The following is a 23,933-nucleotide window of genomic DNA, read 5'->3' on the forward strand; positions in this document are numbered from 1 at the left end:
TGCGGCGCGTTGCTTGCCGCAGCGCGGGAACGCAATACTACGCCGCCTGCACCTGCCGCAGCGCAAGGCTCCGGTCAGGCAGGCGAAGCGATATGAATGCGGCGGCCAGCAGCAATATCCCGGACGCGCCGAAAGCGATCCAGTGGGTGCCGTACATTTCGTAGCCCCATCCGCCCAGCCATGAACTGATCATCGCGCCGATCTGGTGCCCGAGGTAGGCCCATCCATACATCACGCCGACCAGGCGCACTCCATACACGTCGGCCAGAATGGCGGACGAGGTGGCGATGCTTCCCGCCCATACCATGCCGCCGATGGCGGCCGCCAGATACAGTTCCCAGTGCGTGCCCACCAGCAGCAAGGCAAAGAAGCCGAGGCCACGGATGAAATAGATGGCAAACAGGATATTGCGGCGCGGCATCTTGTCGGAAAGACGCCCGAGAATCATGGTGCCGACGATCGCGACCAGGCCGATCAGGCCTATGCCGGTCGAACTCGTCATGGCATCGAATCCGTGATCCATCAGCATCGGAACGCCATGCGTGCCAAGCAGGTTCATGCTGAAGCCGCAGGCGAACAGCCCGATGAAGATTTTCCAGAACGGCGATGTGCGAACGGCTTCGCCGAAACCGAGCAGGTCGTTTTGCGCCGCCGCGGCGGCGGCCTTTGCCCCGGACTGCCCCGGCAGCAGGTCGGTGCCGGGCGGCGCGTTATCGCGGATGACGAGCAGGGCGGCGGGTATCGTGACAAGCACGAAGGCGGCGGCAAACCCGAGGAGCGTCCCTTGCCAGCCGTAGGCTTCGATGGCAAAGGTCAGGATGGGAGTCATGAAGGCCATGCCGGCCATGGAGCCGGTCGACAGGAAGAACAGGGCGGTGCCGCGCTGGCGGGTGAACCAGCGGCTGATGACCGGCGTGAGCGCGACGGGGCTGGTGAAGGCCAGGCCGACCGACATCAGCACGCCGAACGAAAGCAGGAAGGTGAGCGGCGTCCTGGCGAACACGGTCCAGATGGTGGAGCCCGCCACGATTGCCGTGCCGAGCAGCAGCACCGCGCGCGTGCCCCAGCGGCCCACCAGGTAGCCCGCCAGCGGCATCGCCAGGCCGTAAAACAGCATGCCGATGGCGATGATGCCGGCCAGCAGGCTGCGGCTGAAACCGAGGTCGTCCGACATCGGCAGGAAGAAGGGGCCGATGCCCAGGCGCATGCCTACCGTCAGGCAGGTCAGCAGCGTCGCCGCCGCCACGATATTCCATCCGAAATACCAGCCTTGTCTTGTCTCGTCCGTAGCCATTGCTCGTTATCCTTTATGTGGCAGGCCGGTGGCTCGCAGGGCGGGTCAACCGGTATCGGCAGTATCCCGCATTTCCGCGCCTCATGCCGAACTTCGTAGCGAAGCTCATGGCGGCGCAGTGCGGCAATCGGGAAGCAGGAGGGCAAGTAGAGATGGAGGGACCATCAGGCAGGGAAGCAGGCGGCATGTCGCCATATCCGGCATATCCGGCATATCGGGCATGCCGAGCCATCGCCGCCCTTGCTTGCCGGACGGCTCCGCACGCATCGGCATTTCCCTGCTTCAGGTATCAGTCCGGCGGCGCATAGTGTTCCAGCAGATTGCGCTTGAGCACCTTGCCGCTGAGCGTCATCGGCAGGCTGTCGAGGCGGATGACGCGCGCGGGGCGCTTGTACGGCGCGAGGCGCGCGCTCAGATGGCGGTCGAGCGCCTGCAGGTCGATCTGCGCGGCGGCATCGGTTTCGACGAAAGCCAGCACCTCTTCATTGCCGTCGCGCTCCTTGCGGCCGACCACCGCCGCGCGCTGGATGCCGGGAAACTCGTTGAGCACGGCTTCCACTTCGCCGGGATAGACATTGAACCCGGAACGGATGATCATTTCCTTGAGGCGGCCGACCACATGCAGCGCACCGTCGGGACCGATGGTGCCGATATCGCCGCTGGTATACCAGCCCCCCGGCCGCATCACGGCCGCCGTGGCCTGCGCATCGCGGAAGTAGCCGGGCATGAGGCCGATGCCCCTGATCCAGATTTCCCCGCGCTCGCCGTCGGGCAGCGGCTTGCCATCGTCTGCCGCAATCATCACTTCGCCGCCTTCCACCTGGTAGCCCGCCGCCGTATCGTCGCGCCGTTCGCCCATGGGAACGAGGCAGACCGAGCCGGCATATTCCGACAGGCCGTAGCCATGATGCAGCGGCTGGCCGAAGCGGCGTTCGATCTCCCGCTTCAGCGTCATGTCCAGCGGCGCGGCGCCGGTGTAAAGGTAGCGCAGCAATGGGCAGGGCGGACGCTCGATGTCATGCGCATTGAGCCATGCCAGCAGGCGCGAGAACATCGCCGGCGGTCCCTGCAGATTGGTCACGCCTTCCTGTTCGAGGGCGGCGAAGACGTCGGCCGGATCGAAGCGGCTGCGCATCACCAGTGCCGAACCGGCATGCAGCGAGGCGGCCAGCACCGTCCCCAGGCCGAAAATATGGGTCATCGGCAGATAGGCGTAGGAGCGGTCGGCGGGCCCCAGCTTGCGCGACTCGGCCGATACCCTTCCGAAGTGGGTGAGGCCCGCATGCGACACCAAGACGCCCTTGGGCGTTCCGGTGGTGCCCGATGTGAAGATGATCGCGGCGATTCTGTGCGTCAGCTCATCGTCCTGGACGCTGGCTTCTTTCCTGGGCAAGCCATGAGCGAGGCCCGATAGAACGGAAGGCGCCGCGCCGGCGGCCTGCGCATGCGCCGCCGCCGCGTCGGAAACCCGGGAGGTGTAATACACCAGGCGCGGGTCGGCCTTTTCCACGAAAGCCCGGATCTCGCCTTCCGACATGCGCGCATTCACGCCGCATGACCAGGCGCCGACGCGGCTGCAGGCCAGGATCAGCGCCACATGCTCGGGGCAGTTCTCCGCGACCGCCATCACCCGGTCGCCGGGCAACACGCCGCCGGCCCGCAGTTCCGCTTCCAGCGCGTCGGTCATCTGCCCGAGCCGGGCAAAGCTGAATTCACCGTCGGCCGCGTAGAGAAAGGTCCTGCCGGGTTCGGCCGCGAGCTGTCGGTCGAACAGATCGTGAAGCCGGGTATCAGAAGTGCGCGTCATTCGAATTTCATTCCTTTCGTGACCGTCGCCCATAGCGACAACTCCTTGCGAACACGGTCGGTCACATCCTGTGCCGTGCCGGACCACAGGTCGTATCCCTGCTCGATGAGCTTCTGCTTGAGTTCTTCGCTGGCAAGCGCCTTGCGAGCCGCTTCCTGGTAGCGGGCAAGCCGGTCGGCGGGCAGGCCGGGCGGACCGTAGAGCGCATACCAGCCCTGCACATCGTAGCCGGAGATGCCGGCTTCCTGCATGGACGGCACATCGGGCAATGAGGCGTTGCGTCCGGGCGAAGTCACCGCCAGCACGCGGACGCGCCCGGCGCTGATGTAATTGCGCGCGGTGCCGATGATGTCGAACATCATGGCGATCTGGCCGGAGATCACGTCCGTCATCGCGGGCGCATTGCCCTTGTAAGGCACATGCGTGAGACTGATGCCGGTGCGCTGCGCGAACAGCTCGCCGCTCAGGTGATTGGACGCCCCCATGCCGGCGGAGCCGAAGGCCAGCTGGCCGGGATGCGCCTTGGCATGGGCCACCAGTTCGGGAAGCGTCTTGAACGGCTGGTCCTTGTTCACCACCAGCACATTGGCGTAGGTGAGGATGGGGGCGACGGGAGCAAGATCCTTGATCGGATCGAAAGGCATGCTGCGCACCACGTTGGGCGTGATGGTCAGGGTGGGGCTGGCCGCGAAATACAGCATTTGCGCATTCGGTTCCGACTTCGCAACCGCCGCTCCGGCGAGCGCGCCGGATACGCCGGGCCGGTTCTCGACAATCACCGGCATGTCGAGCGCCTTCGAAAACGCCGCGGCGAACTGCCGGGCCGCGGTGTCCACCGGACCGCCGGCGGCGTAACCGACCAGCAGTTTCACCGGCTGGGAGGATTGCGCCGATGCCGGCCCCGCCAGAATGAGCGTGGCTATCAGGCCGGCACCCATGCTGCGGATGACACGGAAAAACTCGTAAGATCGCATGCTTGTCTCCTTGTTTTATGGGGCTGCGGCATACCTGTGATACGGTTTCGTTGCTGCGGCTCTTCCTGGCGATTCTGCTGCTGAGAATACGGGCGGAATACCGCCGTCACAATTTGGTTTTCGTTAAGGGACTGTTTGCGGGAGACGAACCCGGGGCGGCTGGCGCACGCCGGCGCCGGAGAAATACCGTTTCATACCGGCAATGCGGTCGGCTGGCATTCCGCTGCCGCCGGCCGCAAGACCGGTCATGCCGGGCGCTTGGGATGATGCAGGTCCGGCATGACGGGCATGGCGGATCACTTCGCGTTCATCGTGATCCGGTGGATCAGTTCCGCCCGGTTGGTGACATTGAATTTGGCAAAGCTGTGGGTAAGGTGGGTGCGCACCGTCGGAAAGCTGATCGCCAGTGTCTTCGAGATTTCCTTGTCGGTAAGGCCTTGCATCACAAGCGCACAGACATCCGCCTCGCGCTGGGTCAGGCCGAACATGCTGATCAGTTCGGCGGCTGCGGGAGCAGGAGACTTCCTTGCCGCGAGCTGCACCATGTAGACGCCGCCGTCTTCCCGCGTTTCGAAGTGCTCCGGAACACTGACGGTGACGAGAAACTCCTGCCACAAGTCCGGGCTCGCGGGCTTGTGCCGCGCATCGCGCAACAACGCGGGCAATTCCCGCTTCTGCTGTGGACTGAGCTGGCTCATCAGGCGGATCGCGCTTGGATTGCGGTCGGTCTCCCTGCCGCTGCCATCCATCATGAAGCTGGCATGCGGATGCTGCATCCATACCGCTTTCCAGTCGCGCGCCTGCGCGCGTTCCCGGGCCAGCTCGTTGAGCCGGCGCAGCGTGCCGATCAAATGCGGGCGCAGTGTTTCGAGCAGCGTCACTTCGCGCGGGCCGAATTCGGGCCGGCCGCGCGAGCGCCAGATGCGCAGGTCGCCGACATGTTCGCCATCGCCGCCGAAGAGATGCATGTCCATGCCATGATGCAAGCCCGCGACGATCAGGAAGTCGTTGAAGAATTCCGTTCGTTCCAGCTCCCGCTGGCTGATCACTTCCGACACGATGGTGGCCCGCTGCTGGAGGCGGATGCGCGGCGAAATCGGATCGCAATGCTGGAAATGGCGGTCATAGCTCTCCAGATGCGCGGGCGCAATGTTCAGCGCAACGCAGTCCTCGAACCTGCCGGCATCGCCGTTCCAGGTATAGGAAGCCAGGTAATCCGCGTCCAGCAGGCGCAGCAGGTCATCGGAAATGTCGCGCCGCGAGGTGCGGGCGGAATCCGCCTGGCCAAGCTTGGCGATGATTTCCAGCAAGGCACTGAGTTCGTTCCGGGTCGGAGTGTACATGCGGTGCGGAACCTTTCCCATGGGCGCGGAGATGCGGCGTGTCGTGATGTTTCGTAGCGTTATCCGGCCGCTTCAGCCGCCTGCATAGCCGAGGTGATAAGAGACCGACGCGGTGCAGTTCTTCAGTTCACGGGCGACAGGGCCGTCCCATTCGGGCGGGAAGGTGCCGGTGGATCCTATGACGGTAATCGCCAGCGCGAGTGCCTGCCTGTCGTCGAATACCGGTGCGCTGAATGCATTCACGCCGGGTATCGGATTGCCCTCTACCCGGGCCAGTCCGCGGCGCCGGACATCCGCCAGCAAGCCCTCATGCTTCTGAAATGCATCTTGCGCCGTCGCCTGCGCAAGGACCGCCGAATCCTGCAGTTCGCGCGCGATCGCATGTTCCACCAGTTTGGGAGGCAGATAGGCCGAAAAGATCTGGCCGGTCGCGGTGCCCAGCATCGACATGACGGTGCCGGGGCGCATGTTGACGTGGACGGGACGGCTCGATTCGGCAATATAGACCACGGTCGGGCCATGGGTGCCCCATACCGTGATGGCCACCGTCTGCTCGATGCGTGCCGCCAGCTCTTCCGCCAGCGGGGTTGCCAGCTTGATCGGGTTCTGCTGCAGAAGGCAAACAAGGCCGATCTGGAAGGCAAACGGCCCGAGGCCGTAATTGCCGCTGACCGGGTCTTGCACGGTAAGCCCCACCGCGCCGAAGCTGGCCAGGTAAGGATGCGCCTTCGACGGCGTCATGTTCGCTTCCCTGGCGAGCTTGGACAGGGACATCGGCTTGCGCGACTGGACGAGGGCCATCAGCAGCTGGCTGCCCACTTCTATGGCCTGGATACCCCGGCTGGTTCTCTGTATTTCCATTGCTGTCTCAACCCATGGCGTCGGTATGTCAAACAGGCTTGCCGCGGGAGAAATTGCATCCGCTGCAACATTCCCCTTCCAAGCCGGCGTCGGCTCATTATGACTAAGAAGTTCGGATATCTCAACAATTTTGATGATATCAAACGCATTCAACTTAATACAAAATATGATCCAGCAAAGCCGGGATGCGGAGCGTCACCGGCTTCATAGACGGAAATCCATGCACGGCCTTACCGAAAAGGATGAAAGATGACCAAGAAGTTCGCTTCCCAAGCCGATGTTGTTGAAAAGAAAACCAGCTTCGTCAAGCTGTCCGACAATGCCTACGCCTACACTGCCGAGGGCGATCCCAACTCCGGCGTCATCATCGGCGACGACAGCGTCATGGTGATCGACACCACCGCCACGCCCATCATGGCGCAGTCGCTCATCCGTCACATCCGCGAAGTCACCGACCTGCCCATCAAGTACGTGGTGCTGTCGCACTACCATGCCGTGCGCGTGCTCGGCGCCTCGGCCTACTTCAAGGAAGGCGCCGAGCAGATCATCGCCTCGCGCGGCACCTATGAACTCATCGTCGAGCGCGGCGAACACGACATGAAGTCCGAGATCGAGCGCTTCCCGCGCCTGTTCGCCGGCGTCGAGTCGGTGCCGGGGCTGTCGTGGCCGACCATGGTGTTCGAGAAGGAAATGACCATCTTCATGGGCAAGCTCGAAGTGAAGCTCATGCATATCGGCATGGGCCATACCAAGGGCGACACCATTGCCTGGATTCCGTCGCAGAAGATCTGCTTCTCGGGCGACCTGGTCGAGTACGATGCCGCCGCCTATACCGGCGATGCGCAGCTGGAGGAATGGCCGCAGACGCTGGAGGCATTGCGCGCGCTGGGCGCGGAAAAGCTGGTGCCGGGACGCGGACCGGCGCTGATGAATCCGGACGAGGTCAACAAGGGCATCGACTACACGAAGGACTTCGTAACGACGCTGCTCGACTGCGCGAAGGAAGCGGTGGCGCAGGGCAAGGACCTGAAGGCGGCGATGGCGCATACGCGCAGCAAGATGGATCCGAAGTTCGGGCATGTGTTCATCTACGAGCATTGCCTGCCGTTCGATGTGACGCGCGCGGTGGATGAGGCCAGCGGCATCAAGCATCCGCGCATCTGGACCGCCGAGCGTGACAAGGAAATGTGGTTCGCGCTGCAGGAATAGGCGTTACGGGGCAGGACTGGCGCCGACACTGGCAGCGGCCGATCGGCCGTTGCCGTATGGAGCATTCGACAGCGGATCAGCAGTTCAACACCCGGGCGGGACAAGCCAGGGGGACTGCGGCAGGGCGGCCATCGGCATGCCGACAGGCGCTCCAAGTCTGCAAACCGCCCGCCGTATCGCGGGAATATCAATATCAAGGAGATACCAATGAATCACTTATCCAACATGCGCCGCCGCCTCATCAAGGCGGCTTGTTCAGTCCTGGCAATCTCGCCGATGCTGGCAATGGCACAGGGCAAGCCTCTCGAATGGGTGGTCGGCTATGCCGCCGGCGGCGGCTCCGACGTGGTGGCGCGCACCGTCGCCGCCCAGATGTCGCAATCGCTTGCGCGCCCCATCGTCGTCAACAACAAGCCCGGCGCGGCTACCAATCTGGCCGCGGGGTATGTCGCCAAATCCAAAGATGCCGGCAATGTCATGCTGACCGCCGATTTCGCAACCCTGGCGGCCAATCCGTCACTGTTCGGCAAGCTGCCTTACGACGCCGAAAAAGACTTCAAGCCGGTCGGCCTGCTGGCGCGGTTTCCCCTGCTTCTGGTCGTCGGTCCCGATGTGCCGGCAAAGAATTTCAAGGAGTTCACGGCATGGGTCAAATCCAGTCCTGAAGGCGTGAGCTATGCGTCGGCCGGCATCGGCAGTCCGCATCATCTGGCCGGAGAATTGCTGCGCGAACGTACCGGATTGAAGTTCCAGCACATCGCCTATCGCGGCGCGGCGCCTGCCGTACAGGATCTGATCGGCGGACAGGTGCCGTTCGGCATGATGGATACGGCCAGCGTTCAGCAGTATCTGACGAACGGCAAGCTGCGCGCCATCGGCGTGGCGAGCCCCAAACGCCTGCCCAGCTTTCCCGATGTGCCGACACTGTCGGAACAGGGCGTGAGCGACTTCGAAGCCTATGCGTGGCAAGGCCTGGCGGTACCCGCCGACACGCCTGCACCGGCCGTCGCCGAGCTGGCGAAGGCCTTGCAATCGGCGCTGGCATCCGGACCGGTCAGGGAGCGCTTCCAGAGCCTGTCGCTGGAGGCCTTGCCAGGCACCCCGGAACAAATGGCGACCTATGCGCGCAGCGAGCGCGAGCGCTGGGGCAAACTGATCCGCGCCAACGGAATCAAGCTTGACTGACCGGCTTCCCGCACTGCACCGGCTTGCGGAGCCGGGCATGCTCACCAGATATTGAAGGCGCCAGACCATGGAAAACAACTATCAGACACTTGAACTGCAATACCGCGCGCCCCGCCGTGCCGGCGGCGATGCCGATCCGATCCATCCGGTCATTGTCGTCGGCGCCGGCCCGGTCGGCCTGTCGGCCGCGATCGATCTGGCACACCAGGGCGTGCGCACGATCCTGCTGGATGATGACAACAAGCTGTCCGTCGGCTCGCGCGCAATCTGCTTTGCCAAGCGCACGCTTGAAATATTCGATCGCCTCGGCTGCGGCGACCGCATCGTCGACAAGGGCGTCAGCTGGAACCTGGGCAAGGTCTTCTTCAAGGACCAGCCCGTCTACAGCTTCAATCTGCTGCCCGAGCAGGGCCACCGCCGGCCGGCATTCATCAACTTGCAGCAGTACTACGTCGAAGGTTATCTCTACGAGCAGGCGCAGCAGGAAGAGAACCTCGACCTGCGCTGGAAGAGCAAGGTGATTGCAATGGAACAGCGCGAGGATTGCACCATGCTCACCGTCGAAACGCCGGACGGTACCTATACCTTGCGGGCGGCGTACGTGATTGCTGCCGACGGCAGCCGCAGCACGATGCGCAAGCTGATGGGACTGGAGAGCAAGGGTCAGGTATTCAAGGACCGCTTCCTGATCGCCGACATCAAGGTGACCGCCGATTTTCCGGCCGAGCGCTGGTTCTGGTTCGATCCGCCGTTCCATCCGAACCAGTCGGTGCTGCTGCACAAGCAGCCGGACAATGTCTGGCGCATCGATTTCCAGCTTGGCTGGGATGCCGACCCCGTGGCGGAGAAGACGCCGGAACGGGTTATCCCGCGGGTCCAGGCCCTGCTGGGCAAGGATGTGGAATTCGAGCTGGAGTGGGTAAGCATCTATACCTTCTCCTGCCTGCGCATGGACAAGTTCCGTCACGGCCGGGTGCTGTTCGCGGGCGATGCGGCGCACGGCGTATCGCCGTTCGGCGCGCGCGGCGCCAACAGCGGCGTGCAGGACGTCGACAATCTGGTGTGGAAACTGAAGCTGGTGCTCGATGGCAGGGCGCCCGACGCATTGCTCGATACCTATGGCAGCGAACGCGAACAGGCCGCCGATGAAAACATCCTGAACTCGACCCGCGCCACCGATTTCATCACGCCGAAGAGCAAGATCAGCCGCGTGTTCCGCGATGCCGTACTCTCCCTGTCGAAAGAGCATGCGTTTGCAAGAAGGATCGTCAACAGCGGCCGGCTGTCGCTGCCCACGACCTACAGCGGTACCCGCTTGAGCACCGCGGATGCCGACAGCTTCGCCGGTGCGATGACGCCGGGCGCCCCCTGCGCCGATGCGCCGCTGCGAATGAAGGATCGCGACGAATGGCTGCTGGCGCTGCTTGGGAACGAGTTCAACGGCTTGTTCTTCACCGGAGACGGACAGGTTCCGGCGAAGCTTGCGGACGGGCTGCAGTCATTGGCGCAGATGCGCATTCCGGTCAAGACCATCGTCGTCGCGCCGGCCGATGCGCAATTGCCGCAGATCGACGGGTTGACGATGGTTCATGATGTCGATGGCTTGATGAAGGAGCGCTACGACGCAACGCCGGGAACGTTCTACCTGCTGCGTCCCGACCAGCACGTCTGCGCGCGCTGGCGCCATCTCGATGCCGATGCGGTGCGCGCCGCCGTGCTCCATGCCACATGCAACGCTGAATGAGGAATGATGATGGCCATGCAATTGAACACCGAACCCAACCTGTCACATACCGACGACTTCTATCAGGCATTGATTGACATGCACCAGGGCTTGAGCGAAGAGCAAAGTCATGCCGTCAATGCAAGGCTGATTCTGCTCCTGGCCAACCATATCGGGGATCTGACGGTACTCAGGCAGGCGATGCAGATCGCCAGCGCATCCGATTGATTCGGCCCGGAAAATGGATCGGTTTCCGGGTCATTGATCTCCCCTCTACCTCTGGAAAAGGGCCGGGGTGCGAGGGGAGCAGGCCTAACCTATTCTCGGGCCGAATTTATAGAGGATTGCAAGCAAAGCCCGCGGGGCCGCGAAGCCGGCATCAGGGTCGATTGAACAGCGCGCCACGCGCTATCCACTCCCGCTCTCCCGAGCGGCTGATGACCTCCGCCTCGCCGGCCACATCCAGTGCCTCGCTCAGATGGCGACATCGAGCTGGCCGAACTGGGCGGGATTCACGTTGATTTTCGGTATGGCGAAGTTGGGGCCGATGGAGCCGACGTTGTTCAGCGTATTGACTTCAACGTTCTGCAACTGCGTCAGATTCTGGGTGACGCCGACGTTGACGTTGGCGATGGGGCCCAGGCCTGCAAGCCATGAATTTCCGCCGCGCACCGCAGCCATGCTGGCGTGGTCAAGGTCGTTGTCTCTGGCGAGGTCGCTGATCTGGATGGACATGAAATGCTCCTGGATGATGAATGGATGCCTGCTATCTGTCGCGCTGCGCGGTGCGGCGGAGGACGGGCCTCTGCCGGTGCGCCATGCTTACGACATGAAGTTGATGGTGTTCTTGCCGGTCTGAGTCGGATTGACATTGGACTTGATGCCGGAAGCGAAGGCCACGTTGTTGCCGTTGTTGACCAGGGTGTTCTGGCTCTGGCCCATTGCCTGCTCGGCGCCGAAGTGGATTTCGCTCTTGGAGGCGCTGAACAGCGGACCGGCGAACAGGGCGGGGAAGCGGACGGCGCCGTGGCCGCCGCGAACGGAAGTCATGGATTTGGCATCGAGTTCGGAAGTGACGGACAGGTCCTTGATGGTCAGTGCTTTCATGATGGTTCTCCAAAAGAGTGATGGGGTAAATGGATTGCTTCGTTGGGTGGAGGGCGCTTCGTCGCGCTTGAAGGAGATATAGCAGGGGCCGTGCCAGCGGCGCAGTCGTCGAGGAGAAATCGCCGCAAAGGCTTGGTAGATAAGGGCGTTGCGCGATTCGTCGACATGCGTTGCCGGCGTTGCCGAGAATTGCCGCAGATGGAATGACGGCTGCGATCCAACACCTGGCAGTTGGATTGCCGCTGCATGTGAGGATAAAAGCGACACTTGGTGGCGCTGACCGGGATTCGCATTCGCCTTGAGGCCGCTCAATGCGGCTTCCTCCATTTGAACAAGCATAGGACCGGACCAGACAAGCTTTTCACGAGCGAGACGGAGGTAACCATGACGACCTATGCGGTACAAAGAAACCTGAGCGGCATCAGCATGGAACAGCTTGCCGCTGCGCAGGCCGCGGCGATCGAGGCAAGCAGGCGGGCCACGGAAAGCGGCACGCCGGTGACTTACCTGCGCAGCAATTTCTATCCCGCGGATCAGCGTTGCACATGCCTGTTCGATGCGCAGGACAGGGAAGCGGTCGAGGGCGTCAACAGGGCGGCGTCACTGCCCTTCGACAAGGTGGAGGAAGTACTGGACTTGCCCAATCCGGGAAGCTGAGGAGAGCTTGCCGCAATCCCGGGCTTCCTGCATGGACGGATGAAAAGGAAGCAGGGGCAATGCGCGGCCTGCCGCTGCCGCTACTCATTTCGCCGCCATCGTCTTCATGTGCGGCGCAAGGACTGTGCTGATCATTGCATGAGCAAGTCGCCGCCGAGTTCGCATTCTTCATGCGGGAAGGGCGCGGTCCTTATCGTTGCTTCTTTGCCGTCATCACCTAAAAAGGCCCAATACCCGTCCAATACCTGCTACGGGTATTGGGCAATCCACCTGAGGCAGGTGGAGGAGACAACGGGAGACAACGGTGAACCGGTTAAAGGGCGGACAGATCGAACCCTGTCCCATCAGCCCCCATGATATAAATTGAGCTGGCCTGTGCGCGGATTGATCACGGAATTATTGATGCTGTTCCAGTTGTTCCGGTCTTCCATCCCGTAGCTGCCGGTGCTGCCGGAAAAATGACTCATTCCGGAACCTCCGGAAGACATGGCGCCCATACCTGAACAGCCGGTGGCGGAAACGACGAGCAAGCTTATTATTACAAACGTTCTCATTGCAATCTCCTGATGACGGGAAAGCCCCCCTGCACGACTTGTACCAATCCCGCGTTATCCCATGCTCGACAAGACCAATCGGTCTTTTTTTCGATCGAAGCGCCGATGCGCGTTGTCGGGAATCCATGGCGAGGCTATGGATAAAGAGCGCAACGCGGCCAGGCACAAGAGACGCGGTCTCACGGCATGCGATGACTTGGATTCGTCTTATGTGCGGCGCACGATCAAATGGAAGGCGTAGGCTCACCATAGATCGCCTGCCGAAGAATGCAAGTGTTTCGCATCCCTGTTTTTCATGCCGATATGAGATAGAACAGTGTTGGTTCGGAATACCGCGTGCGGGCGGCGCAATTGTTTCCAGTTGAACCGAAGGTGCATGCGCATTTACATGCACATGCGGCACGACGGGCCATATCAATTAAGTTAAATCTGATTTAACTCATTCTTCTGGCTGGGGCCACTTGCATATCGGATGTTGTGGAGCACACTGGAGATGCTCTGCGGATGGGCTGCATGATTGTTGATCAGCGGGTTCTCCGGACCGGGCTGCCATTCCCCCGCAGTGTTTTCGCAGTGCCATGTTGGCGAGCGCATCCGGACAGGATAAGCAAGGCGCTGGCCAGGCATTTGCAGTCGCCGGCTCTTCTCCATGGCTGCCTTCGCTGCCATGCTCCTTTTCGGGAGAAGACTCCGATTGCCATGTCGATTTGCATGTTGCGATTAGAGCGTCTGTCAACATGCCGCGTGCGCGTTGCACCTCCCTGCCGCATGTGCATACCGTTTTCGTCGGCACGCCTTGCATAGGCTGATTGATGGACGCTCTTCATGTTGTATTCCAGCGGCTGGCTGGAAGCGGAGAGCCTGTATCGGGCTCCTTGGCATGGATTTAACAAAAGCGGATCCGGCTCGGATAATTCGGGCCGAACGATTGGCGCGGTGCGCCGATCTCGCGCCTGCCCGTCGCTCCTTTATCGGCGTTAACGCTGACGGGTATAGGCGCATTTATCCATCGGCGGTTCAAGCAGCAAGACGTTCTTCCTGTCGAACGCGCCACTGATCAGGAGAATCAGATTGATGAAGCGAAAACTCATGCCTTTGCTTGCATCGGCAAGCCTGAGTTCGGTGATGGCGCCGATATCGGCGCAGACCGTGCGGGCTCCCTTTCCCGACGAGCCCGCGCAGGCCGGGAACACCTTCACACGCATGTTCCCTGATCTGCCTGCGTTTGCAGAACAGAATGACCAGGTGCGGGAAAAGATGCGAATGCTTGCGATGCGGCACGGTATTCTCGATGCCGAGGATAACCTGACCGATCCCGTCCGGTCCATCCTCGATCCGGCCGTGTTCAGTCCGCGCAACCGGGACAATCCGAACATGACGGCAGGCGTCACCTTCGTGGGCCAGTTCCTCGACCACGATCTGACGTTCGACAGGAACTCGCGCCTGAGCGTGGCAAGCGCTCCGGAAGCGACGACGAACTTCCGGACCTCCGCGCTCGACCTCGACACGATATACGGCAAGGGACCGCAAGGCTCGCCGGAACTGTACGATGCGGGCGAGCGCCTGATCAAGTTCCGCGTGCAGGCCATCCTCGGCTCGGAGCACGCATCGAGGGATGGAACCGTGCGCTATGACATCCCCCGCGATGCTACGGGAGCCGCAGTGATCGGAGATTCCCGCAATGACGAGCATGTCATCATTTCGCAAATGCATCTGGCCCTGCTGTTGTTCCATAACGCGGTCACCGATCATCTCGCCGCACAAAGGCCCTACGAGGACTGGTCGGCCGAAGCGCTTTTCAACGAGACGCGCCGCATCGTCACCTGGCACTACCACTGGATCATCCTGCACGAGTATCTGCCGGCGGTCATCGGCCAGGACCGCGTTGATCGGCTGCTTGAAGAAGGTCCGAGGTACTACAAGCCGGATCATCCGTCCAGGGTTGCGCCCGGTCATGGCGAGCCCGACAAGGCGCGCATCCCGGTCGAGTTCGCGATCGCGGCGTACCGCTTCGGTCATTCGCAGGTGCGGCCAAGTTACCGCGTCAATTTCGGGCCGGGCGGAGGTGCGCCATTCTTCGCTTTCGTGTTCGATGACACCCAGGACCCGAAAGCGGCCGATCCCGAAGACCTGAGGGGAGGCAAGCGCGCTCCGCGCAGGTTCGTCGACTGGCAGACGTTCTTCGATTTCGGAGACGGCAATGTGCGACCCAACAAGCGCATCGACAGCAAGCTGTCTTCCGTGCTGATGGCCCTGCCCGGTGCGCGCGGGCCCGCGCCGGGGCTGCCGCCCGATGGCGTGCAATCGCTGCCGGCGCGGACACTGATCCGCCATGTGGATTTCGGCCTGCCGTCGGGGCAGGCCATCGCGGACAGGATGCACATGCGGGCGCTCGGCGCCGATCAACTGCAGGAGCTTGCCCATCTGTCCCTGGATAGCCGCCATACCATGGATACCTCCACGCCTTTGTTCTTCTACGTCCTCAAGGAAGCGGAAGTGATGGAAAACGGCATGCGCCTCGGGCCGGTCGGCGCGCGACTGGTGGGCGAAGTGTTTGTCGGCTTGCTGAAGGCGGACAAGGCTTCCTACCTGAGCATGAAACCGGACTGGCGGCCGAGCCTGCCTGGCTCGGGGGAGGGAAGTTTCACCATGGCGGATCTGCTCCGGTTCGCCGGCGTGGTGCATGCGGTATGAGCGGACATGGCTGAATGCGGCGGCGATCCCCGCCGCACAGGCGCGGCGGGGAGTCGAGCGCGGCGGTTCCCGCCGCCGTGGTGCCTACGCCGGCCTATCGCAGGTGATGCACCTCTCCCTTGCCATATACCGGCGTGGGAATCCCTTCCATCCTTGCCTTCAGCTGCAAGGCGAGATAGCGCGAATAATGCCGCGACTGATGCAGGTTCCCGCCGTGGAACCACATCTGTTCCTGGGCGGTCGGTTTCCACATGTTGCGCAGTTCGCCTTCCCACGGACCGGGGTCCTTCGTCGTATCGGAACCCAGTCCCCAGCACTTGCCGACCCTGTCGGCCACTTCCTGCGATACCAGCTTCGCGACCCAGCCGTTCATCGAGCCGTAGCCTGTCGCATAGACCAGCAGGTCGGCGGGCAATTCGGTGCCGTCGGTCAGCTCCACCGAATGCTCCTTGATGCGCCGGATGTTGACGCCGCTCTTGAGCTTGATGCTGCGGTTGGCAATGAGTTCGGATGCGCCGACATCGATGTAATAGCCGGAACCGCGGCGCAGGTATTTCATGAACAGGCCGGAGCCGTCGTCGCCGAAATCCAGCATGAAGCCGGCTTCCTCCAGCCTGCGGTAGAAATCCGCATTGCGCCGTTTCATTTCCTCGTACACGGGAATATGGAAGCGAGGCATGATGCGATAGGGCACCGATGCAAAAATCAGGTCGGCCTTGTCGGTGGTAATGCCCCTGGCAAGCGCCTCCTCGGAGTAGAGTGGCCCAAGCGCCAGTTCCATCAGCGAATCGGAAGGCGCGATATGGGTCGACGAGCGCTGGATCATCGTGACGTCCGCGCCGTTCTCCCAGAGGTCGGCGCAGATGTCATGCGCCGAGTTGTTGGAGCCGAGCACCACCGCCTTCTTGCCCTTGAAAGCCTCGCCGCCGGGATGCTTGCTCGAATGGTGCTGCACGCCCTTGAAGCTTTCCATGCCCTCGATCTTCGGCACATTGGGAAAGCCGGATACGCCCAGCGCGAATACCAGCTGCCTGGGCCGCAGCACGACTTGCCGGCCGTCCCGGCTGACAGTGACTTCCCATTCCTTCTTCTGTTCGTCGAAGCGCGCATTGAGCGCTTCGGTCCTGTTCCAGTAATTCAGCTCCATCACCTTGGTGTACATCTCCAGCCAGTCGCCCACCTTGTCCTTCGGCGCGAACACCGGCCAGTCGTCGGGAAAGGGCAGGTAAGGCATATGGTCATACCAGACCGGGTCATGCAGGCAGAGCGACTTGTAGCGGTTGCGCCAGGAATCGCCGGCGCGCTCATTGCGTTCGATGATGAGCGTCGGCACGCCGAGCCGCTTGAGCCGCGCACCCAGGCCGATGCCGCCCTGGCCGCCGCCGATGATCACGCAGTAGGGCTGCTTGTCATAGCCGAGCTCCGCTTCCTCCTGCCGCCGCTTTTCGAGCCACGTCTGGCGGCCGCGCTGCACGCCGTGTTCGGCGCCCTTGATGCGGTTCGCTCCCTTCTTTTCCTCATGCCCCTTGAGCTCGGCCATGGTGGTGAGCAGTGTCCAGGCGCGTCCGTCCCTGAGCCGGAGATGGCCGCGTCCACGCGCGACCGCGGTGTCGAAGGTGAGCCAGGCTTCAACCACGCCGTCGGCCTCGGTTGCCTCTTCTTCCAGCTTCCAGTTCGACGGCGCTGCATGCGCGAGCGTGGCGTTGAGCATGTCGCGGATGCCATCCCTGCCTTCGACCGTCTTGATGTTCCAGGTAAAGCTGATCAGGTCGCGCCAGTAGCATTCCTCCTGAAACAATGCGGCGGCGGCTTCCACGTCATGCCGTTTCAGGGCGGCGCCGAAACTTTCCAGCCAGTTGTTCACTTGCAGCGAGGGGGTGTTTTCCATGGTGTCTCTCTCCGAATTGATGTTGGCCGGTCATGCAGGCAGGCTGGCGCCGACCCCTTGGCCTTCGAAGGGAGATCGTTCACCTGCGGATCAATGCGCTACTGCTCATGCGCCTGGCCTGCGTTCGCCGGCAAGGAGTCAATGGCAAGCGGCGTGCCATGCGCTGGCGCGCCCGCGAGTGCGATGCAAGTCATTGAATTGATTGCGGGTTTTGGCCTGGAGCGGCGGCGTGGCATGCCCTGCGCGGGGCAATCTCCGCGACAGCTGTCACAGCACCGGGTGTGACAGCTGTAACACCCGGTGTAACAGCAAAGGAACAAGAGAAACGGCAATCCGCGTTCAGTTCCTGTCGCGCTGGTTGGGCGTGGCGATGCCAAGGCGCTTCATGCGCCGGTACAAGGTCATGCGCGCGATGCCCATCTGTTGAGCGGCGGCCGAGATGTTCCAGCCGCAGGCGCGCAGCTGGGTGAGCAGGCGTTCGGCTTCCGGCAGCGTTGCCGCGGCGCCCTGCGCATGCGCCGGCAGCGGCAAGGCAAGCCGGCAGGCATCGTTTCCATGAAACTGTTCAGGCAGATCGTCGGGCTGTATCAGGCCATCCATGCAGACGGCGGCGGCATATTCGATGACATTGCGCAGTTCGCGCAGATTGCCCGGCCATGGATAGCCGCGCATCAGGGCCAGCGTGGCCGGAGCCAGGTCCGGCGGCGCAGGCAGGTCATGCTGCCTGGCGTGCTGGCGCAGCATGTGGCGCACCATGTGGCTGAAGTCCTGCCGCTCGCGCAAGGTCGGCAGCAGGATGTGCGCGCCGTTGAGCCGGTAGTAGAGGTCGTCGCGGAAACCGCCCTCGCGCACCAGTTTTTCCAGGTTGCAGTGGGTCGCGGCGATGACCCGGATATTGACCGATACCGGGCGCGTCCCACCGATCGGCAATACCTCCTTCTCCGCCAGTACGCGCAGCAGCCGCGCCTGCAGGGGCCTTGGCATGTCGCCGATTTCATCGAGGAACAGGGTGCCGCCGTCGGCTTCCGCGATCAGGCCGCGCTTGCCGCGCGCCGACGCGCCGGAGAAGCTTCCCGGCAGGTAGCCGAACAGTTCGCTCTCGATCAGGGATTCGGGAATGGCGGCGCAATTGACGGCGATGAACGGACCACGCCGGCGTTCGCTGCTCTGGTGGACCGCCTTGGCAAAATACTCCTTGCCGGTCCCGGTTTCGCCGTTGAGCAGCAGGCTGACCGGCGAGTTGAGCAGCCGTGCGACGCGCGCGATCTGCCGGTCGAGTTGCGGGTCGCCGCCGGACAGGGCCGCCAGCGGCGCTGGCACCTGGGCAGCCTGGGTCTGGTTGCGCGGCGCCCCGCTTGCCGATTGCGCCGGTGCCGGGAGCGTTGACAGCGGCGACAGCGGCGATAGCGGCGGCGAAGCGAGAAGGAACAGCAGCCGCGTGCTGCCGGCCAGCTTGACCGCGCGCTGATCGACCGGCTGCATGCGCACGAAACGGCCGAGTTCATTGAAGCGGACATCGAAGAGGTGCTCGAAGCCGCGTCCGACCAGCGGCCCGCCGCCGTCGGCCTCGAACAGCATCTGCGCGCGGCGGTTGTGCCCGATGACGCGGCCGCCGGCATCGATGGCCAGCAGGTATTCCGGATTGACATCAAGGAATTGCGGCGCGCCCGACAGGCGCAGCACCCAGTCCCGGCGATAGCGCTGCAGGAAGCTGGCGTTCTCTATCTGGTGCGCGTACATCTTCACCATCTGCAGCGCCAGGTGCTGGCTTTCCTTGGCCTGCGGCGATGTCAGCGCGGAGATGTCGAGCACGGCGCTCAGCCTGCCCAGGGTGTCGAAGATCGGTGCGGTGGTGCAGGTGAGCGGTATGTGGGTGGCGTCGAAATGGTCTTCCTGATGCACCGTCAGCGCCTCGCCGGTGGTGATGCAGGTGCCGACGCCGCAGGTGCCGGCATGGCGCTCGCTCCAGTCGGCGCCGAGGTAGAGTCCGGCGCGCTGCAGCTGATGGTCGAGCTGGATGTCGCCGAGAAAGTCCACCGTGACGCCTCGCGCATCGGTCAGCAGCACGACGTAACCGAGACCGGCCACCTGCTGGTACAGCGATTCCAGTCCATGCCGCGCAATCTGCAGAAAGTCTTCCAGCTGGTCCTGGTGTTCCCTGACGCGCTCTCCCGGCAGGATCACGGCTTCCTGCATGCGGGCCGGATCGAGCCGGTGCTCGTGCACGCAGCGCAGCCAGGAACTGCGTATGACTTCATCATGATGGCGCGCCCAAGGCGAAGCCAGTCCTGCGTCCGCGACCTGCATCACGGTCGCAATATGTTCGCGTTGCCGATCCTGCATCTGTGTCTCCTGTCGAGCACTTCATCGCCTCATCCTGCGCGGCGTGCCAGCTTTCCTTCTTGTTCGGCAAAGTGTAGTGGAGCCGGGACCGGCATGTCCAGCATGGCTGTACGGCATGGCGGCGGCATTTACCGCAAGCAATGTCTTCTTCCCAGCAGGCGTGGCCGACTGCGCCTCAGGCCGCCAGCTCCGCGGGCGGGAAGCTGCAGCTGCGGATGCCATGGCCGTTCTGCGTGATCTGCACTTCGACCTGCGTCAGCAGGCCCGCGGCAAGCCGTGCGGAAAGAATCTTGAAGGTATCCATGTCCAGCTGGGCGCTGCGCGGGAGCCTCAGCGCCGGCTGGCATTCCGACAAGCTTCCCAGGTAGGCCCAGCGCTCGATCACATGCACCTGATGCAGGTTCCCGTCACTTTCAAAAATGCCGATCGGCCCGGCATAGGGCCATACGTACTGGCCCAGCTGCTTCAAGGCCTTATGCACCCGCCGTGTGTGAGCCAGCGGGGTTTCCAGGCCGATGCAGGCGCCGCGGCATTGGCCGAGTTGATACGCAAAACATCCGCGCCCGTGGGTGGTCTTTTCAATGCCGAGCAGGGAAGGACACAAGCCATGCCGCCGGACCTGGGCCCGCCAGCCTGCTTCCGCTGTCCTGCGCGACGCAAACAGCCCGTGAGCGGGATAGCGGCCATTGTCCTCGTAATCGACCACCCGCGGCTGAAGAGTGCCCTTTGGCAGATGCAGCGCATAGGCGGGAGCATCGGATTTCAGCAGCACGTTATACGGCGGCTGCCATTGCTTGATGAGTTGCGATTCGAGCAACAGCGCACCGGTTTCCCCCGCCATGCGGACAAAGTCGATGCGCCGCGTCCTGCGGAGCAGCGCGCGTTCCTGCGGCGTGCGCAAATGGGCCTGCACCCGGGAGCGGATGCTGACACTCTTGCCGATATACAGCGGAGAGCCTGCCGCATCCAGGAAACGGTAGATGCCGGCGCCATCCGGCAAGGCTTCGAGACTCGCGGGATCGATGCTGCCGCTGCTGTCCGTGGGATGGATGTCGCGAGGCGGGGACTGCGGCATCAGTAGGCCGACCGAGCTGATGCGAGCGCGCATGTTCGTGTGTCTGGTTCTGTCGATGTCTTTGGAAGGCGAATGCAGCAACCAAGGACCGGATAAAAAGATGTCGCTTTGAGAGACTGTCCGGCTGATAGTTCCGGGTGGTGCAATGCGGTGCGCCCTGGCGGACATCCGCACCGCGCGACCGTGATCATTCAGCAATCATTCAGCCATCAATTCAATGAGAAGCGGCGGAGTGTTCCCGATACCAGGCCGCGAAGCGATTGCCCACCACCGGCTTGCAAACATGATATCCCTGCGCCTGGTGGCATCCATGGTGGCGCAGATACTGCAATGTCGAATCGGACTCGATGCCTTCGGCCACGATTTCCAGACGCAGCGTGCGGCCCAATGCAATGATGGCTTCGATGATCGCCCGGCTCGCGGTGTCGTGCTGAAGCCGGTGCACGAAGGACTTGTCCACCTTGATCTTGTCCAGCGGCAGGCGACTCAGATAGCTGAGACTGGAATAGCCTGTGCCGAAATCGTCGAGCGAAACCTTGATGCCCTTGCCGCGCAGTTCATTCAATACGGTAATGGCATGATCGATATCTTCCATGACCGCGGTCTCGGTGAGCTCGATCTGCACGCCGGCGCATCCAATGCAGTGATCCCGGATGGTGTTCTGCAGATAGCTTGCGAAGTCCTTCTTCCGGAACTGCATGGGCGATACATTGACCGCGATCGGGATCGGCGGCAAACCTTCCTCTATCCATGCCGAATGCTGTTCGCATGCCTGGCCGAAGACCCATTCGCCGAGGCGGCCAATGAGGCCCGTGGCTTCGGCCACATGAATGAAGCGGTCCGGCCCCATGCCGTTGCCCGGCCAGCGCAGCAGCGCTTCCACACTGACCACGTCGTTCGTCTGCATATCGATCACGGGCTGGTAATACAGGGAAAACTCATCGCGCTTGAGCGCGGTCTTGATGCCCTCCTCGATGAGGGATTGCATATACACGCGTTCGGCCAGCGACGAGGTGTAGAGCTGTATCGTGCTGCGGCCCATCTGCTTGGCCACGTACATCGCCGCATCCGCATGGCCGATCAGCATGTCGACGTCGACGCCGTCGCGCGGATAGATGCTGATGCCGATGGAACATGACAGCGACGCTTCCACCGACCCGACATGGTAGGGCCGGCCGATGGCTTCCATCAGGTGCTGGGCAACTTTTTCTCCCGCGATGTCGTCATTGTGGTGGGGTACGAGTGCAAGAAATTCATCGCCTCCCAGCCTGAATACCATGTCCTCGCCACGGATGCTGCCGCGCAGCCGGCCGGCAACCTGCCGCAGCACGGTGTCGCCGACTTCATGACCGTGGATATCGTTGATGGGCTTGAAACGGTCGAGGTCGATGAACAGCACCGAGACTTCCTGCGTTGCCCGGTTCGCCGCGGCGAAGGTATGGCGGGCATACTCGTAAAGAAGGGAGCGGTTGGGCAGGCCGGTCAGCGGATCATGCAGCGCGGCCTGCCGGATTCTTTCCTCGGCCTGCCGCCGCTCGCTGTAGTCATGGCAGATGACCATGACCTCGCGCACGGTACGGCCTTCTTCGGTAATCGGAACGCAGGTCACTCTCAGGTTGCGCAAGCCGGTCTCCGAGGCGAAATCGAAATCGTCCGCCTGCAGGGCGGCCGTCACGAGCGCCTCCTCCAGCAAGGGCTGCCACAAGTTCAGGATGGACTGGTTTGATGCATTCCTGGCATGCCGGCCGATCAGGCCCCTGTCATTCTCGCCGATGCTGTGCGCCGCCGCCAGGTTCACATACTGGATGCGCTGGTCGGGATCGTAGATGACGACCATGTCGGGGATATGGTCGAACGCCAGGCGCAGGCGCTGTTCGCTGACCCGCAAGGCGGTCTCCGCCATCAGGCGCTTGGTGACATCCTCGACGGTCAATACCGCAAGCGGGGCCGACAACTGCGGCGATTCGACCAGCGTGCCGGAGATGCTGGCAATCCAGGATCTTCCGGTATCCCGGCGGTGCACCACCATCTCGGCATTGGAGACGATCTCGCCGTGCAATAGCCTGTACACAGGCCAATCCTCCACCGGAAGCGGCTCGCCATCCAGGGTACTGACTTCGAAGGTATCGGCGAGCAGTTCGGCCTCTGAAGCAATGTCGCTCGGGGTCTTGTATTCGAACAGCCGCATTGCCGCCGGATTGGCTTCCAGCAGCTTGCCTTCACTGGAAAAAACGATCACGCCTTCGCTGAGGCTGTCGAGTACCGCGCGCAAGCGCGCACGGCTTTGCCCGCCCTGGTCCTGGGCCCGGATGCGGGCATCGATATTCTTGATGATGGAAATGAAGTAGCTCGGCAATCCCCATGCATCACGCACCAGTGAGACGCTGAGGTGGCCCCAGACCAGCTCGCCATTCTTTTTCACATAGCGTTTCTCGATGGCATAGGAGGTTCGCTTGCCACGCAACAACTCATTGACCAGTGCGAGATCAGGCGCCAGATCCTCGGGATGGGTCAATTCCTGGAAGGTCTTGGTCTGCAGCTCTTCCCTGGTGTACCCGAGCATCTGGCAGAGGAAGGGGTTGATGCGCAGCCATTGCCCGTTCAACGTGATATGCGCAATGCCAACCGCGGCAAGATCAAATGTGGTCTGGTAAATCTGCGTGATTTCCTCGATCTTTGCTTCAGCCTGCACCAATGCCGCCTGCGCGGAGGACAATTCAGAAAGGTTTTTTTCCAGCAAACCTTCGAGCTTTGCAATATGCCGCTGCAGCTCTTCCATAGTGGTACCCATCATTAGTACCTCGGAGTCGAATAAGCAAAATCAAAGCAACGCAACGATCAAAGCGACGTTGTCGGCGTTCCTCATCCTCATTAATGAAGTGACAGTCACCATGTTGACACAATGATTTTCCCATTATATGAACGGGCGATACAGCAGTTCAGTCGCACGAGGCGATTTTTGGCAAAAGTCGGGCAGGGCAGGCCGGGATTTGGTTTCCCGGATTAAATTCATGGCGTGACGGCAGTGTTTCATCTGGAAAAATAACGGGGGCCATCTTGTGCCGCCGCCGGCGCTTCAGGTGAGGGACGGGAAAGAGGCCGGGGTGCCGGCGGGATGCCCGCGGAGTGTCCGGAGACTTGAGTGCCTTGACCGAAGGCACGGCTGCATCGGCCTCGATCGGGAACGCATGCCTTGCCCGCACTCCGCGTTGTGGCGGC

General features: G+C 62.3%; 19 protein-coding genes. 6 read left to right on the top strand and 13 right to left on the bottom strand.

The features are described from left to right. Positions 1-37: 37 nt before the first annotated feature. From FH061_RS24955 to FH061_RS24975, 5 genes are all read right to left on the bottom strand, one after another. On the bottom strand, positions 38-1,294 hold the full coding sequence (locus tag FH061_RS24955) for an MFS transporter (protein ID WP_151638544.1): 1,257 nt from the start codon (positions 1,292-1,294) through the stop codon (positions 38-40). Between the two features lie 289 nt (positions 1,295-1,583). Then, on the bottom strand, positions 1,584-3,101 hold the full coding sequence (locus FH061_RS24960; protein ID WP_151638545.1) for a class I adenylate-forming enzyme family protein: 1,518 nt from the start codon (positions 3,099-3,101) through the stop codon (positions 1,584-1,586). Beyond that, a complete protein-coding gene (locus FH061_RS24965; protein ID WP_192805243.1) occupies positions 3,098-4,075 on the bottom strand; it encodes a Bug family tripartite tricarboxylate transporter substrate binding protein in 978 nt (325 codons plus the stop codon). The genes FH061_RS24960 and FH061_RS24965 overlap by 4 nt, the downstream gene beginning before the upstream one ends. Positions 4,076-4,371: 296 nt before the next feature. Further along, entirely contained in the window at positions 4,372-5,418 is a 1,047-nt protein-coding gene (locus FH061_RS31255) for a helix-turn-helix transcriptional regulator (RefSeq protein ID WP_225984869.1), read from the bottom strand. Between the two features lie 72 nt (positions 5,419-5,490). Next, a complete protein-coding gene (locus FH061_RS24975; RefSeq protein WP_151638547.1) occupies positions 5,491-6,279 on the bottom strand; it encodes an IclR family transcriptional regulator in 789 nt (262 codons plus the stop codon). 249 nt (positions 6,280-6,528) lie between these two features. Between FH061_RS24975 and FH061_RS24980 the strand changes: the two genes are divergently transcribed. From FH061_RS24980 to FH061_RS24995, 4 genes are all read left to right on the top strand, one after another. Continuing rightward, the gene (locus FH061_RS24980) at positions 6,529-7,488 is read left to right on the top strand and encodes an MBL fold metallo-hydrolase (protein WP_151638548.1); all 960 of its coding nucleotides are present in this window, start codon (positions 6,529-6,531) and stop codon (positions 7,486-7,488) included. Positions 7,489-7,695: 207 nt separating this feature from the next. Then, positions 7,696-8,673 carry a Bug family tripartite tricarboxylate transporter substrate binding protein gene (locus FH061_RS24985; protein ID WP_225984870.1) on the top strand — a complete coding sequence of 326 codons (978 nt, stop codon included), beginning with the start codon at positions 7,696-7,698 and terminating at the stop codon, positions 8,671-8,673. A gap of 67 nt (positions 8,674-8,740) precedes the next feature. After that, a complete protein-coding gene (locus FH061_RS24990) occupies positions 8,741-10,417 on the top strand; it encodes an FAD-dependent oxidoreductase (RefSeq protein WP_151638549.1) in 1,677 nt (558 codons plus the stop codon). Positions 10,418-10,432: 15 nt separating this feature from the next. Beyond that, positions 10,433-10,624 carry a DUF2783 domain-containing protein gene (locus FH061_RS24995; RefSeq protein WP_151638550.1) on the top strand — a complete coding sequence of 64 codons (192 nt, stop codon included), beginning with the start codon at positions 10,433-10,435 and terminating at the stop codon, positions 10,622-10,624. 246 nt (positions 10,625-10,870) lie between these two features. Here FH061_RS24995 and FH061_RS25000 read toward each other — a convergent pair whose 3' ends face one another. Together FH061_RS25000 and FH061_RS25005 are read right to left on the bottom strand one after the other, a co-directional pair. Then, positions 10,871-11,131 carry a hypothetical protein gene (locus FH061_RS25000; RefSeq protein ID WP_151638551.1) on the bottom strand — a complete coding sequence of 87 codons (261 nt, stop codon included), beginning with the start codon at positions 11,129-11,131 and terminating at the stop codon, positions 10,871-10,873. Positions 11,132-11,218: 87 nt separating this feature from the next. Continuing rightward, the gene (locus FH061_RS25005) at positions 11,219-11,503 is read right to left on the bottom strand and encodes a hypothetical protein (protein ID WP_225984871.1); all 285 of its coding nucleotides are present in this window, start codon (positions 11,501-11,503) and stop codon (positions 11,219-11,221) included. A 384-nt stretch (positions 11,504-11,887) separates the two neighbouring features. Between FH061_RS25005 and FH061_RS25010 the strand changes: the two genes are divergently transcribed. After that, entirely contained in the window at positions 11,888-12,160 is a 273-nt protein-coding gene (locus FH061_RS25010; RefSeq protein ID WP_151638552.1) for a nickel-binding protein, read from the top strand. A 344-nt stretch (positions 12,161-12,504) separates the two neighbouring features. Here FH061_RS25010 and FH061_RS30700 read toward each other — a convergent pair whose 3' ends face one another. Together FH061_RS30700 and FH061_RS30705 are read right to left on the bottom strand one after the other, a co-directional pair. Continuing rightward, positions 12,505-12,714 carry a hypothetical protein gene (locus tag FH061_RS30700; protein ID WP_192805244.1) on the bottom strand — a complete coding sequence of 70 codons (210 nt, stop codon included), beginning with the start codon at positions 12,712-12,714 and terminating at the stop codon, positions 12,505-12,507. Positions 12,715-13,137: 423 nt separating this feature from the next. Continuing rightward, entirely contained in the window at positions 13,138-13,383 is a 246-nt protein-coding gene (locus FH061_RS30705) for a hypothetical protein (RefSeq protein WP_192805245.1), read from the bottom strand. A 420-nt stretch (positions 13,384-13,803) separates the two neighbouring features. Between FH061_RS30705 and FH061_RS25015 the strand changes: the two genes are divergently transcribed. Then, complete coding sequence (locus FH061_RS25015) at positions 13,804-15,408, top strand: peroxidase family protein (RefSeq protein WP_192805246.1); 1,605 nt, start codon at positions 13,804-13,806, stop codon at positions 15,406-15,408. Between the two features lie 94 nt (positions 15,409-15,502). Here FH061_RS25015 and FH061_RS25020 read toward each other — a convergent pair whose 3' ends face one another. The 4 genes from FH061_RS25020 to FH061_RS25035 all read right to left on the bottom strand — a co-directional run bounded on the left by FH061_RS25020 (position 15,503) and on the right by FH061_RS25035 (position 23,508). Continuing rightward, positions 15,503-17,296: an NAD(P)/FAD-dependent oxidoreductase gene (locus FH061_RS25020; protein WP_151638554.1), complete on the bottom strand. Its 1,794-nt coding sequence runs from the start codon at positions 17,294-17,296 to the stop codon at positions 15,503-15,505. 339 nt (positions 17,297-17,635) lie between these two features. Continuing rightward, complete coding sequence (locus tag FH061_RS25025; protein ID WP_151638555.1) at positions 17,636-19,639, bottom strand: sigma-54-dependent Fis family transcriptional regulator; 2,004 nt, start codon at positions 19,637-19,639, stop codon at positions 17,636-17,638. Positions 19,640-19,814: 175 nt separating this feature from the next. Beyond that, positions 19,815-20,747 carry an endonuclease gene (locus FH061_RS25030; RefSeq protein WP_151638556.1) on the bottom strand — a complete coding sequence of 311 codons (933 nt, stop codon included), beginning with the start codon at positions 20,745-20,747 and terminating at the stop codon, positions 19,815-19,817. A gap of 181 nt (positions 20,748-20,928) precedes the next feature. Then, complete coding sequence (locus tag FH061_RS25035; protein ID WP_151638557.1) at positions 20,929-23,508, bottom strand: sensor domain-containing protein; 2,580 nt, start codon at positions 23,506-23,508, stop codon at positions 20,929-20,931. Positions 23,509-23,933: the final 425 nt, after the last annotated feature.

The sequence above is a fragment of the Noviherbaspirillum aerium genome (genome assembly GCF_008929045.1).
Taxonomy (GTDB): domain Bacteria; phylum Pseudomonadota; class Gammaproteobacteria; order Burkholderiales; family Burkholderiaceae_D; genus Noviherbaspirillum; species Noviherbaspirillum aerium.

What these genes read in the sequence shown, in the direction of transcription:
- FH061_RS25010 (WP_151638552.1), top strand. Translation starts at nt 11,888, where the DNA reads ATGACGACCTATGCGGTACAAAGAAACCTGAGCGGCATCAGCATGGAA.
- FH061_RS24980 (WP_151638548.1), top strand. Translation starts at nt 6,529, where the DNA reads ATGACCAAGAAGTTCGCTTCCCAAGCCGATGTTGTTGAAAAGAAAACC.
- FH061_RS24955 (WP_151638544.1), bottom strand. Translation starts at nt 1,294, where the DNA reads ATGGCTACGGACGAGACAAGACAAGGCTGGTATTTCGGATGGAATATC.
- FH061_RS24985 (WP_225984870.1), top strand. Translation starts at nt 7,696, where the DNA reads ATGAATCACTTATCCAACATGCGCCGCCGCCTCATCAAGGCGGCTTGT.
- FH061_RS24965 (WP_192805243.1), bottom strand. Translation starts at nt 4,075, where the DNA reads ATGCGATCTTACGAGTTTTTCCGTGTCATCCGCAGCATGGGTGCCGGC.
- FH061_RS24975 (WP_151638547.1), bottom strand. Translation starts at nt 6,279, where the DNA reads ATGGAAATACAGAGAACCAGCCGGGGTATCCAGGCCATAGAAGTGGGC.
- FH061_RS25015 (WP_192805246.1), top strand. Translation starts at nt 13,804, where the DNA reads ATGCCTTTGCTTGCATCGGCAAGCCTGAGTTCGGTGATGGCGCCGATA.
- FH061_RS25030 (WP_151638556.1), bottom strand. Translation starts at nt 20,747, where the DNA reads ATGCGCGCTCGCATCAGCTCGGTCGGCCTACTGATGCCGCAGTCCCCG.
- FH061_RS30705 (WP_192805245.1), bottom strand. Translation starts at nt 13,383, where the DNA reads ATGGCAGCGAAGGCAGCCATGGAGAAGAGCCGGCGACTGCAAATGCCT.
- FH061_RS24995 (WP_151638550.1), top strand. Translation starts at nt 10,433, where the DNA reads ATGCAATTGAACACCGAACCCAACCTGTCACATACCGACGACTTCTAT.
- FH061_RS24990 (WP_151638549.1), top strand. Translation starts at nt 8,741, where the DNA reads ATGGAAAACAACTATCAGACACTTGAACTGCAATACCGCGCGCCCCGC.
- FH061_RS31255 (WP_225984869.1), bottom strand. Translation starts at nt 5,418, where the DNA reads ATGTACACTCCGACCCGGAACGAACTCAGTGCCTTGCTGGAAATCATC.
- FH061_RS30700 (WP_192805244.1), bottom strand. Translation starts at nt 12,714, where the DNA reads ATGAGAACGTTTGTAATAATAAGCTTGCTCGTCGTTTCCGCCACCGGC.
- FH061_RS25000 (WP_151638551.1), bottom strand. Translation starts at nt 11,131, where the DNA reads ATGTCCATCCAGATCAGCGACCTCGCCAGAGACAACGACCTTGACCAC.
- FH061_RS25035 (WP_151638557.1), bottom strand. Translation starts at nt 23,508, where the DNA reads ATGATGGGTACCACTATGGAAGAGCTGCAGCGGCATATTGCAAAGCTC.
- FH061_RS25025 (WP_151638555.1), bottom strand. Translation starts at nt 19,639, where the DNA reads ATGCAGGATCGGCAACGCGAACATATTGCGACCGTGATGCAGGTCGCG.
- FH061_RS25005 (WP_225984871.1), bottom strand. Translation starts at nt 11,503, where the DNA reads ATGAAAGCACTGACCATCAAGGACCTGTCCGTCACTTCCGAACTCGAT.
- FH061_RS25020 (WP_151638554.1), bottom strand. Translation starts at nt 17,296, where the DNA reads ATGGAAAACACCCCCTCGCTGCAAGTGAACAACTGGCTGGAAAGTTTC.
- FH061_RS24960 (WP_151638545.1), bottom strand. Translation starts at nt 3,101, where the DNA reads ATGACGCGCACTTCTGATACCCGGCTTCACGATCTGTTCGACCGACAG.